5 protein-coding genes are annotated in these 12475 nt (G+C 61.4%); all 5 read left to right on the forward strand.

From position 1 onward, the window contains the following. Positions 1-53: 53 nt before the first annotated feature. The 5 genes from AC1DIS_RS11910 to AC1DIS_RS11930 all read left to right on the forward strand — a co-directional run bounded on the left by AC1DIS_RS11910 (position 54) and on the right by AC1DIS_RS11930 (position 12464). On the forward strand, positions 54-1883 hold the full coding sequence (locus tag AC1DIS_RS11910; protein ID WP_477748549.1) for a hypothetical protein: 1830 nt from the start codon (positions 54-56) through the stop codon (positions 1881-1883). Continuing rightward, positions 1880-5683, forward strand: coding sequence for a hypothetical protein (locus tag AC1DIS_RS11915; protein WP_477748550.1), 3804 nt, complete (start codon positions 1880-1882; stop codon positions 5681-5683). Before AC1DIS_RS11910 ends, AC1DIS_RS11915 begins: the two co-directional genes overlap by 4 nt. Before the next feature lie 16 nt (positions 5684-5699). Beyond that, positions 5700-8603: a CHAT domain-containing protein gene (locus tag AC1DIS_RS11920; protein ID WP_477748551.1), complete on the forward strand. Its 2904-nt coding sequence runs from the start codon at positions 5700-5702 to the stop codon at positions 8601-8603. 341 nt (positions 8604-8944) lie between these two features. Beyond that, on the forward strand, positions 8945-9460 hold the full coding sequence (locus AC1DIS_RS11925; protein ID WP_074687775.1) for an Hcp family type VI secretion system effector: 516 nt from the start codon (positions 8945-8947) through the stop codon (positions 9458-9460). 130 nt (positions 9461-9590) lie between these two features. Further along, positions 9591-12464 (forward strand): type VI secretion system Vgr family protein, encoded by a 2874-nt coding sequence (locus tag AC1DIS_RS11930; RefSeq protein ID WP_477748552.1) that lies wholly within the window; start codon positions 9591-9593, stop codon positions 12462-12464. Positions 12465-12475 lie beyond the last annotated feature (11 nt).

The following is a 12475-nucleotide window of genomic DNA, read 5'->3' on the forward strand; positions in this document are numbered from 1 at the left end:
GCCCGATGCAGTTGCAGTCGCCCGGGCTAGTACCCACGTTCTAGGAGCTGGATATGGACAGGTGCTTTCTTGAACGCCCGTGCGAGCGACGCGTGCTGCCGCTGCCGTCGACGGAACTCTTTCGCGACGCTGCCAACGGCAATCCGACATGGGACGCCTTACGCACTCTCGAGAAGGATGCGGCCGACGGCAGATGGATCGACTTCAGGTGGCGTCGCTCGGGTGAGGAGTGTATTGCGGAGTTGCTACGCCAGCATCGCATGGCGTTCGAAGCTGAGTGCTCGGGTCGCTTCGAGAGCGCTGCCTATTTCTGGGACGAGTTGCTTCATTGCCTGCGCAAGGAGTGGCCGCGTGACGCGCATTGGGAAGCAGCGGCGCGCAAGCTCGAATGCCCGGACGTACCCGACGGCGCCGCGCTGCGCACGCTACTCACCGACGAACTGTTTCTCGATTCTATGTGCGCATTTGTAAACGGTTGCGTCGACCAGGGCTCGGCCAAAGTGAGTGAGCGCGTGCCGTGGCAGGGGACATGGATCGAGGCCATGCTGGCTTTGTGTCAACTCGGTGGAGCCGATCTGGGCACGATCCGGTTGCCTCTCCTCAGACTTCAGATCGATGCGCTGGCGAACGCAGGAGAATACAGCGAGGCTATCACCAGACTGGTCAAAGAGACCGATTCGAAAATGAAGGAGGCGCTCTCGGAGCGCCTGGCGAGCCTCAAACTAGAACGCGCGTGCAGGCAACTGAAGTTCGACGCGGCGAAGAACATCATCGTACTGCGGCCGGCGATTAAGGACCTCGAAATTCTCGTTAACGCGCATCCCGATCGCCTCCAGATCCATGAACATCTTGGCCAAGCGTACCACCTGCTCAGCGTACAACTCGCCAACGACAACTCTTGCGCGCAGGCGCTCGTGGCGTCGGATAAGGCCACGCGGCTATATCCCGCGTTGAGGGAGGCCAGTGAAACGTTTGCTCAGCTCGTCGAGCAGATGCAACAGCTTCAGACGAAAACCGAAGAAGTCATGAAGGAGCTCAAGAGATCGAAAGGCAAGCAACTTAGCGAAACCGGAAAGAAGCTCTTCTTGGATGCGCAAGCAGGCTTCGGTCCGCTCGAGGCGTTCAGACAGTCGGCGGAAGCGGCTGCACTTAGCGACAGGCAACTCGTTGCTTCCGATGCGGGCTTGTGGCGCGAACTGACTGGCGAGCCCTTGCCGGCGCGACCCGCCAATGGCGCACTCGCGGCGCTGCGTGAGGTGGTGATCGAGATCTACAGCTCCGAAGCGGACACGCAGTCCGAGCTTGCTGAAGCGTTCGATGGCATGAGGGCGGCGAATGCCGAGTTGCCCGCCATTGACGCGCAGCGCGTTGCCTCGTTCATCGTGCGACGTCGTCGTGAGAACGGCGCGCAAGGAGACCCGGATGCTCAGGCAAGCGATACTCCAGTGGAGTCGGACGTAGCGCCCGTGCTCACAATCCCGCCGGCGTCGGCCGTCAGTGGAGACCGTGTGTCGTTTCGCGACTGGTACGCCGGTTCAGCCGCGACAGGCGCGCGCAGGTTGGCTCTCGCGGCCGCGCTGAGCGTTACCGTCGCCGCTGCGTTCTCCGCGATCGAAATACCCGCGCACCGAACCCGCGACGAAGCTGTGTGGCAAATCGCGAACGCATCCTCCGCCGATTACGATTCGGTCATTGAGGCGTCGGAGCGTTTTCTCCAAGCGCGGTCGTTTGGGATCGGCGATCCGCGCGAGCCAGGCGTGTGGGACGCCTATGCCAAGGCATTCCTCGGCTGGTTCGCGACCGTGGAGAATCTTCGCGAACCGCATGCCGCGGCCCGTATCGATACCTATCGCAAACTGGCATTGCAAGGAGTGCAATTATGAAACGGTTGGTGTCCACTGTTGCGATTTTCGTGTTGATCGCGAGCGCGGGGCAGGTCGCTTATTTGTACGCGACACGCGGTGTAGACCATTCGGTCTCCGTATCTATGACTGAAGAGGCGAACGCGAACACTTATGACCACAGCTTGCCCGTCCTGGCGCGTGATCTCGTGGTGGGCGTCCCACAAGCGGTCGACTTCTCGGCGGACGCTATCAGCATGCAGGACTTTACGACGTTCGAGCGTAACGACCAGTACCGCGACTGGCTGCTGTTCGCGGTGGTTAGTGCCCGGGACCTGAAGGCAGAAAACTTCAGCCACATCTTCTTCGATCTGCCGCCCATGCGGCGTGGTTACATGCGCGCGCTAGGCACCTTTGAATATGGCGACACGCGTTCGAGAGTGCTCGACAAGACTACAGTAATCGCCCTCGTGCTTGCTGGCCGTAGCGAGGCACAGCGCAGGGACGATCTTGCACATATCGCCGACCAGCAGCGCAAGAACCTCGGTGAGCCGTTCGAGCGCATGGAAGTGGTTGAGTACTCACTGGACGGCGATCATGCCACGGCGCGCCTCACGCGCCTTCAGGACGTGAGTTATGCAGACCTGTTCTCCGCCCAATACGGTTATGTCGAAATGCCGCTTGCCAGTATCGCCGATTTCAACGGTTTCATAGCCGCCGTGGATGATCTTACGTTCGTGACCAAGATACCGAATGGTGTGCTCGCGGGGGGGCGCAAGTTCCTGAGTGGCCATCACAGTCCGATCGGCGTGGAAGAGGTGGCGGCGGTCTGGCAATCAGAGCGGAACAACCGCGTTCGCGAAGAAAAGTTCAACGCGCAGGCCGACGAGCGTCTTCAAGCTCTCAACGCCCGCTACGATGCGATGGTGGCGAAAGGCGTCAGCACGTCGTCGCTACAGGCGGACTACGATGCTGACACTGAGCGGCTCAAAAAACAGCTCAGGGATGAGTATCATGCACAGCACATCGTCGGGGGCTCCGGCTTCTCGCTCGATCCGGTTGTCCAGTTTCCCAAGCTACGCAAGCTGTTCGACGGGATCTTCGCAGCCATGCCCGCCGAGCAGTCAAGGAGCGTGTTCGGCGACGGCGGCATCCAAGCGGTGGACAAAGGTCTGGACAACAACGATATCGGTCCATACGTGCGCATGGCCGGGCAACTGCTACAAGACAGGAATACTTTTCTGTTCGGCTTGCTGATGCAAAAGGCGAAGGCCGATTGCTCCTATCAGGCCGCACGCTACGACGGCGATTTGCAGGGTACGTCGGCGGGGATGACACTGTTCTATACCGATCTGATCGCAAAACTTTGGACCATTGACTTCGTGAAGTCGTCGCCGCGGCGCAAAGCCATCATGGGCTTCGTCGACGATCCGCACGTGAAGCTCTCGCACGTATACGACAAGGAGTCCGAGGAGCTGTCTGCGGCTCGCCTGTGGTTCGGGCCGGCTAATCAGGGCTACCAGGTCGCCAATGACAACGGCACGTTGCTGTTCGCGCGCACGGCGACGCGGATCTACTCGGCGGGGCACAACGAGGCTACGCCCGGCGAGGAAGTCCAGACTTCGGCGTTCCTCGCGGCGGCCATCGAATGGTGGAACGACCACTACGAGGAAGTGGCTGATTACGAGCCCCAATACCAGCGTCTGAACGAGATCATGAAATGGAGTGTCGTGATCGCGTGGCTGAACCAGACGCTGGATATGCACCAGCTCGATTACCTGAGCTCGGTCACTGTGGACCGCAGCAACGTGTTCCCGAAGTGGGCAGCACGCAACAAGGCGCTGCGCTTCGATCAATGGCACGAAGTTGGCTTTCTCAAGGCTGGCTATGCCGGCACCACGACAGAGGCGTTGCCGCAGTTGAGCGGCCCAGTCACCGAGGGTGGCGTGTCACTAGCAATGCGCGATGCAGCTATGCGGCCCTCGCTCGCCGATGGTGTTGAGCAGGTCTTGCGGCGCTCCACCATCAAATATTCATCGGACTTGAACGCGATCCGAACTTCCGAAGGACAGCTTTCGATAAAGACTTTCGACGAAACGCTATTTACGCTTAAACCAATCAGGGAGTTCGAGTCGATCGACGACATGCTGGTCCGGCTCAGGCCGATAAACGAGGATCGTTTCCTGATCGTCGCCAAAGCGAAGGAGGCCACGAAGCTGCGTTCCATCTCCACGCAAGTCTCTGATTCTGAGTTCACAAGCACTGTGATAACTCAGCCCGGCACAGTTCGCATCGAGTCTCGCATAGCCGACGTGCCACTCGATGATTTCAGCGTTGAGCGCACAGCCAACGGATTCAGGATCGGCCTGCAGGCGCGCAGAATGGATCGGGTGAGCGCGCTAGCACGCGATCTGAGCGGCGCCACCGATCCGGTCGCGGTGATGCAGGCTAACCCGATGATCAGCACGGTCTTGCGCGTGCAAGGTAAAGACTCGGTGTTCGCGCGTTTCGAGCGTGGCGGAGAATGGGGTGAATTCGCACCCGAAAAGACGCCAAGAGTGAATATCGACTCCGACTGGCAACTCCGCGCCGCCGGCTTCGACGACGATGTGACGACAGTCATCCAGGCGCGCATGCTCCATGACACGCAAATGAGGGAGATACTTGGCAACGGACATGTCACGATCGAGGTCACGGCGGACGGCAAGCATGTGATCGTGCTGATTCCCGACCAGGCCGCGCCAGTCGAGGTCATAACAGTACACACACGCCAGGGTGACGTCAGCGCGTGGGTCGATCGCGACAGCGGCATCGTGCATATGATTCCGAAGGACGCAGGCAACAATTCGCTTGCGATTGGCGACAACCTGCAACGCGCCGATCTCGATGCGATCCGCGAGGCTGCACGCGGCTCGGGCGTCAAGGAGCTCATGCTGCATGGGGAAGGGGCCGCGCGGCCCGAGCTGGTCGCTAATCTCGAGCAGGGCAACATGCGCAAGGCCGCTCTGCATCTCGTGGACGATCCGGTTTCCGCCCGCCATGCAATCGACAATGCGGTGGCGAAGGCGGTCAGGCGTACTGACGACATCCACGAACAACTGGGTGCTGACGAGGCGCTGCACTATCTCGACCGGCTTAGGGTGACTTATGGGGACCGTCCCGAGATCGCGCTACGCCGCAGCCTGGTTGAGTTGGAACGCGGCCGCGTTGACGCCGCCGTGGAGGCTCTGAGCCGCGCCCCAGGCATGGGCCCGGTTGACCGGCAGGCGTTCTATGACGAGGTTAACGCGCGTATCCAGGCCACGGCGGATCCGCACAGTGACATATCGCGCTTCGCGCAGTTCGTGCATTGCCAGGAGCACGCTGGCAGCCATGGCGACTCGTGGATAGACATGCTCACACCGCGTGTGCAAGGTGGGCGTTTCGACTTCGAGGCGACGCTGCGCGGCATGCCCTCCGATGGTCACGTCCTCGGCGTGAGCGACTTGCGGCGCGATGACTGGGTGATTTATCGTCAATCGACCGCCTCGCTCGATCATTTGGATTGGAACCAGCCCATCGACAAGGCGATTCCCGACATTGTGAGCGGAAAGCTCGGCAAGTTCGTGGAGCTGCCGGATGGGGATATTGCTCAGTATCGCCCTTCGGTGATCTGGTCGGCGGATCATCAGACCGAGTTCACGCCAGTCATCAAGGCGAAACAATATATTCCCCTTCCTAATCAGCTTCCGGGCTCCTCGTCCCGCTCATGCAATCAGGTCGTGAACGACCCAAGCTGCGATGGCGCAGACGCGTCCGCCGAACCGAGGCGCCCGCGTGTTCTGTTGGTGATGGCGAACTAAGCGACGGAGCCGCGGAATGAGCTCCCCAGACGATCCCTTCACCTTGAGCCAGATGCATGCGCGCATGCAGGCGGCGGAGGCTGATCTTCGCGCATTGCGCTTCCGGCAGGCTTTCGATGGCTATCGCGAGATTATGAAGCGGCTGCTGGATCGCCGCACCGGCGGAGGCCATGCGTTCCGGGGCGCCGACCTGATGGTGATCGAGCGGCTCGCGGAGTTGGCTGTGCTGTTCGGCTATGCGCAAGCGGCAGACGATCTCTTGTGCGCCATGGTCGTCCTGTGCGACGAGGCGGAGAACACGATTGCTGCCGATTACGCGCGGCTCAAGCGCGTCGAGATCCTGTTGGGTACGGGCCGGTTCGATGACGCCGTCGGTTGCTTCAACGATCTGGCGAGCCATATCGGCGCGCTGGACGATATCGCCACCGATGCGGTGGGGCTCGATGCGTGGGAAGCGCGTATCGTGTGGCGGAACTTCCCTCCGGACGAGCGCGCTGTATGCCTGACGCGCGCCTATCTCGTCATGGGCGGCTTCATGATGCGGCTAGGCGTCTATGGCGATGCGCTCCGTATGCTCGAGCGCGGTCTCTATCACGCGTCCGACGTTGACTTGCAGTCGCTAGTACACCAAACGAAAGCCGGACTGCATGCGTCGAGGGCGCGCGCATTGCTGGAAGCGGGCCGGCTCGATGATGCGCAAGACGCGCTCGCGCAGTGCCGCGCCGATTCTCAGTCGCCCGCTGCGCGCTTGCAAACCCTAGAGCTCGAAGGAAAGATCGCGCTCCTGCGTGGCGAGCTGTCCGGTGCGGTCCGGCATCTGCGCGATGCGATGACATTATGCGCATCGAACTCCCTGCATCGTGCACAGGCCGTTGCGGCGCTCAATCTCGCGCACGCACTCGTTTTGCTGAATCGGGTGGAAGAGGCGCTGGACCTGATCGACGGCGCGCATGCTCTTGCGAGCGCGCTCGGCGACCGCGTGCTCTTGGCGCGCACGGAGTCCATCCGACATGTCGCATTGGCGCGACGTGTCTCGTCGGCGCAGGCCGTTGAAATGACCCTATCGGTCAGGTCGATGGCCGAAGAATGGAGCACGCTGAGATTCGGCCCCGGCCTGCGAGCGCTGCCCTCGCAGTTCGGCGAGACGTCGGACCGGGACAGCTTTCTCGCGCAATTCGAGGATCGTGCGCTCGCCTTCCAGTGGGATCTCGCTACACATCCGGCGAAGGCAGTGCGTAGCTACGACCTGATCAAGCAAGCCTACACACATTCCGACTCGGACATCATCAGGGCGCGGCTACTTGTGTTGGAAGGCATGCTGCGTGCCGCCCGCGCCGACCACGCAGGCGCGGAGACGTGCTATGTGAAGGCGATGGCGCGCCTCAAAGTGCTGGGCTTCGTGCCGGAGCAGTGGCGGCTTACACAGCAACGCGCCGAGAACCTAATGCACCTCGGCCGAGCGAGCGAAGCCGGACAGGTCATTGCCGATGCGGCCCAACTGCTCGACATCTTGTGTGCATCGCTGGAGAGCCCGGAACGGGCGATCTTTCTGCTCAACAAATTCACCGCGGAAGAGAACGAACTGAAGGCACGCGTCGAAGAACTCGTGCGCACAATGGAGGCGACGCGCGCCATGCAACCTTGGCGACGCCTTTACGGGCGATATGCGACTTTGCGCAAGCTCTCCGACCTGGCGAACCGTCTCAACGTGTTCAAGGCCGGTCTGGCGGGACAGCAGATCGGCTCTGCGGAAAAAGACTTCCGGGTGCCTGCCGCGAACGGCGTCAGGTACATCGTCCGCATGCTCAGCGTGATGGCACTGGCGGCGCGAGATCGGGCTGTCGTGTCGTTCATAGTGTTACCAGATCGTGTGCTCGTAATGTGGTCAACATTCCTAGGCGCAGGATTCGCGGTACGGCCCGTGACACGTGTGGCATTGCGCGACGCGGTGGCGCGGTGGCATCAGCTCGCGCAACGCGAGCCATTTTTCGCTGTGGCCGGCGATGTGGAAGAGGTCGACGCTCGGCAACGGCAGGCGGACGAGCTACTCGTCTCGCTCGGCCAGATGCTCAACCTCGACGCGTGGATCGGGGCATTGCCCAACCGCGTCGAGCGGCTCACGATCATCGCCGATGACGTCCTGCACGGCCTGCCATTCGCCGCGCTCAAACATGACGGCCATTACCTGGTGGAGCGCTTTGCCATCTCGCTCGGCTTTCATTCGCTGCAGCGCGTTCCACGCGACGATCATATCGCCGATGGCAAGGGCCTCGTAGTCGGCGTCGGGCAGGCGCCAGGCGAGGCCACGCTCGAGTCGGTTGGAACTGAGTGCGCGCGGGCGGACGCGTGGCTGCGTGCGCATGGTATGGAGAGCAAGGTGTACCTCGACGAACAGGCATGCCATGCCGACATTACGCGCGATCTCGGTGAGGCCGCCATTGCACACTTTGCGTGTCACGGTGCCTTCGAGCCCGATGCGCCCGACAAGTCGGGCCTGTGGATCAAGGACGAGCATGGGGCGAGTCGCCGGTTGACCATTCGTGACCTCGCCGCACTGCGTCTCTCAGCTTGCCAGCATGTCACTTTGTCCACGTGCTGGTCCGCCGATAGCTACGTGATTCCCGGCCGCTGGGTTATCAGTTTGCCAGAAGTGCTATGGCGCTGTGGCGTGCACAGCGTGCTCGCCTCACTGTGGCAGGTTGCCGACGAGATCGGCGAGGCTTTCATGAACCGCTTCTATGACAATCTCGAACACCTGCCGCGTGATCTCGCATTACGCGATGCGCAACTGCAATGTCTGCACAATGCCCTGAGTCTGGAAGGCCAGGATGCGCCGATGACCGCTGGACCGTTCTTCTGGGCGGGCTTCGTACTAAATGGGGCGCCAAGCAGAATTCACCTTCCGCAGCGACGATCCTAGTTTCGATGCAAGCTGCCAGGCCGGTCACGGGCTGGATCTGACTGTCCACAGCCGATAGCTGCCTATCCCCGGAGTAGCTTTTATCCCACACCTGTCTTGAGGTGTCCCTCAAGTACGGAGCAGTTGGGATGTGCGCATTATGTTGCGCAGTACTGCGCAACTTCTTGCGCACTTTCCTTCTATTTCTCTCCGTGAAAATCGAAAAAGTCTCCGCCGAGCCCACTTAACCCCTTGATACGTAATGGCTATATGATGACTGGCATGGATTTTGATATCTCCGCCGACACCTGGGCAGGCAATCTCGCCGTCCGGTCCTGTCTTTTGAGCAAGGAGAGCATCCCATGGCAACACCCGCGTACATGTCCGTTACTGGCGAGAAACAAGGCCTGATCACTGCCGGCGCGTTCACCGCCGACTCCGTGGGCAACACCTACCAGGAAGGTCACGAAGACCAGGTCATGGTTCAGGCGTTCAGCCACGACGTGATCATCCCGCGTGACCCTCAGTCCGGCCAACCGACCGGTCAGCGTGTACACAAGCCAGTCGTGATCACCAAGGTCTACGACAAGTCTTCGCCACTGCTGCAAGCGGCGCTGACCTCCGGCGAGCGCATGAGCGAAATCGTTATCCAGTGGTACCGCACTTCGGCTCAAGGTACCCAGGAGCACTACTACACCACCAAACTGGAAGACGCGATCATCGTCGCCATCAACAACAAAATGCACAACTGCCAGGATCCGTCGAACGCGCACTTCACGCACCTGGAAGAAGTGCAATTCACCTACCGCAAAATCACCTGGACCCACGAAGTATCCGGTACTTCGGGCTCCGATGACTGGCGCGCTCCAGTCGTTTAATCGCGACTGACCGTTTCACCCCTCGGCCAGCATGACTGGTCGAGGTGGGTGGTACTCCTGAAGAATTTTTGCAGTCGTTGATCGCCATCGGGCGTCGACGAGTGCCGCAACATCGCATGAGGAACACGGAATGTTCGCACCGGCCAATCAGACCCATTTCAGCCTGACCATCGATGGGGCGGACAGCTACTTCCAGGTGCTGTCCTTCACCGGCCGGGAGCGCCTGAACCAGCCGTTCGAGTTCGAACTGGAACTGGTCAGCGAAAAAGCCGCGATCAACCTCGAAAGCGTGTTGCACAAACTGGCGTTTCTGCAGCTGTCCCCCACGGGCACAGGCATTCACGGGCTTGTCTACAGCATCGCCCAAGGCGAGGCCGGCAAGCGCCTGACCCGCTACCGGATTTCCCTGCGCCCGCAACTGGCCTACCTGGCGCATCGGGTCAACCAGCGCATCTTCCAGCAGATGACCGTGCCGCAGATCATCGCCCAGGTCCTGGAAGAGCACGGCATCCTTGCCAGCGAACACAAGTTCCAGCTGAGTGCGGTGTATCCCGAACGCATCTACTGCGTGCAGTACGACGAATCCGACCTGCACTTTGTCCAGCGCCTGTGCGAAGAGGAGGGGATTCACTACCACTTCGAGCACAGCGCCAGCGGCCACTTGCTGGTGTTCGGCGATGACCAGACGGTGTTCCCGAAACTGGCACCGATGGCCTATCAGCAGGACACCGGGCTGGTGGCGGATCAGCCGGTGATCAAGCGCTTCGGTCTGCGCATGATCACCCGCACCAGCCGCACCACGCGGCGCGACTACGATTTCACCAAGCCGAAGATCGAGCTGGAAAGTGACGCCAAAAGCGCCGCGAAACCCGACCTGGAGGATTACGATTACCCGGGCCGTTTCGTTGATCGCGAGCGCGGCAAGCATCTGGCCAATCGCGCCCTGGAGCGCCATCGCAGTGACTACCGCCTGGCCGAAGGCAACAGCGATCAGCCACTGCTGGTCAGTGGGCATTTCCTGGCGCTGACCGCACACGCCAACCCGGCGTGGAACGACCTGTGGCTGCTCACCGAGATCCTCCACGAAGGCAAGCAGCCGCAGGTACTGGAGGAGGTGATCAGCAGCGACGTCACCGACCTCAAGGACGATTTCCACCAAGGCTACCGCAACCAGTTCAGTGCTATTCCCTGGGACGTGCCGTACCGTCCGCCGTTGGAACACCCGAAACCGAAAGTCCTCGGCACCCAGAGTGCGGTGGTCACCGGCCCTGAAGGCGAGGAGATTTTCTGCGACCAGTACGGTCGGGTGAAGGTGCAGTTCTTCTGGGACCGCGAAGGCCAGCACGACGACAAGACCAGCTGCTGGATGCGCGTGGCCTCGAACTGGGCCAGCCAGAACTTTGGCTCGATCAACCTGCCGCGCATCGGCATGGAAGTGTTGATCACCTTCCTCGAAGGCGATCCCGATCAGCCGTTGATCACCGGTTGCCTGTACCACGGCGTGAACCTGCCGCCGTACAAACTGCCCGACTTCAAGACCCTGGCCACGGTCAAGAGCAAGGAATACAAGGGTAGTCGTGCCAACGAATTGCGCATCGACGACACCACCAGCGAGATCAGCATTGCTCTGCGCAGCGACCACGGCGCCAGTGCGATCAACCTCGGCTACCTGACCCATCCGCGGCCGTCCGGTGGCCAGCCCCGCGGCGAAGGCTTCGAACTGCGTACCGACCGCCATGGCGCGGTGCGCGCCGCCGCCGGTTTGCTGATCACCACCGAGCCACGCCCGAACGAATCCAAACACCATAAGGATCTGCCGGAAACCGCCGAGCGCCTGGCCACGGCCAGCGATCAGCAGGACGGTTTCGCGATGCAGGCCAAGGAGCTGCAAGCTCAGGAAGCGGGCGACCAGGATGACGTGGCCAAGGCGCTGCACGCCCAGCACCAAGGCATACTCGGCAGCGGCCCAGCGAACATGACCGCCAACGAATTTCCGGAGTTCACCGAACCGCATCTGGTACTGGCGAGTCCTGCCGGCATCGCACTCACCACGCCGCGCTCCAGCCACATTGCCACCGGCGAACACCTGGCCCTGAGCAGCACTGGCCACACCAGTCTGTCGATCGGCAAACGTCTGCTGGCCAGCGCCAGTCGGGGCATGCGGCTGTTCGTGCAGAGCATGGGCTGGCGCCTGGTCGCCGCCTCCGGCGACATCGATGTGCGAGCACTGAAGGACAGCATCAACCTGCTGGCCAAGCTCAACATCACCGCCAACGCCGACCGCATCACCATCACCGCCAAGACCGAGCTGGTGATCCAGGGCGGCGGTAGCGCCACCACCTACAACGCCGGCGGCATCACCCACGCTACCAGCGGGCCGTACACTGCTCATGCGGCGAGCTTCGCCTACACCGGGGCGAAGAGTCTGGCCGGCGTGTTCCCCGAACCACCGAAGCCGGGCAAAGGCAACCTCGAACTGTTCAACCAGTACGCCGGGCGCCAAGGCATCAAGGAAGGCGATTACGAAGTCATCGACGCCCTGGGTAAGAGCATCAAGGGCAAGCTCGATGCGAAGGGCTTTGCCAGCGTCTCTGGCGCCGCACCGGGCCCGGCGCGGGTGTTGTTCGGCAAGGATCCGGCGGACACCTGGAGCGATGGCAGTTACATCGGCAAACCCGAATGGCCGTTAAAACCGCCGAGTGCAGATGACGTTCCGGCACAGGTGCAATCCATGGTTGCCCAAGTGCTGCCGAGTACGGGCAAAAGTGCCGAAATGCTAGAGAAGGGTAAAGATTTGGCGCAGACGGGCATGAGTGCCGTGCAGGCCGCGCAAGGTGCGATGCAAACGGCTCAGCAAGTCCAAGGCGCTCTACAGGGCGGGGCGGCCGGATTGCCGAAGCTGGCCAGCGCAGCCGCACCAAGCGCTTCGCGCATCCTCGGCGCAGCGAGTAAGAGCGGCAAGTTGCCGAGCCTGCCGGCCGTTACCCCTCCCAACTTCCTTTAAAACCCCGGGCC

This window comes from Pseudomonas sp. 05N433, assembly GCF_056396925.1.

Coding starts and splice junctions, on each gene's coding strand:
- AC1DIS_RS11920 (WP_477748551.1), top strand. CDS start 5,700: ATGAGCTCCCCAGACGATCCCTTCACCTTGAGCCAGATGCATGCGCGC.
- AC1DIS_RS11915 (WP_477748550.1), top strand. CDS start 1,880: ATGAAACGGTTGGTGTCCACTGTTGCGATTTTCGTGTTGATCGCGAGC.
- AC1DIS_RS11930 (WP_477748552.1), top strand. CDS start 9,591: ATGTTCGCACCGGCCAATCAGACCCATTTCAGCCTGACCATCGATGGG.
- AC1DIS_RS11910 (WP_477748549.1), top strand. CDS start 54: ATGGACAGGTGCTTTCTTGAACGCCCGTGCGAGCGACGCGTGCTGCCG.
- AC1DIS_RS11925 (WP_074687775.1), top strand. CDS start 8,945: ATGGCAACACCCGCGTACATGTCCGTTACTGGCGAGAAACAAGGCCTG.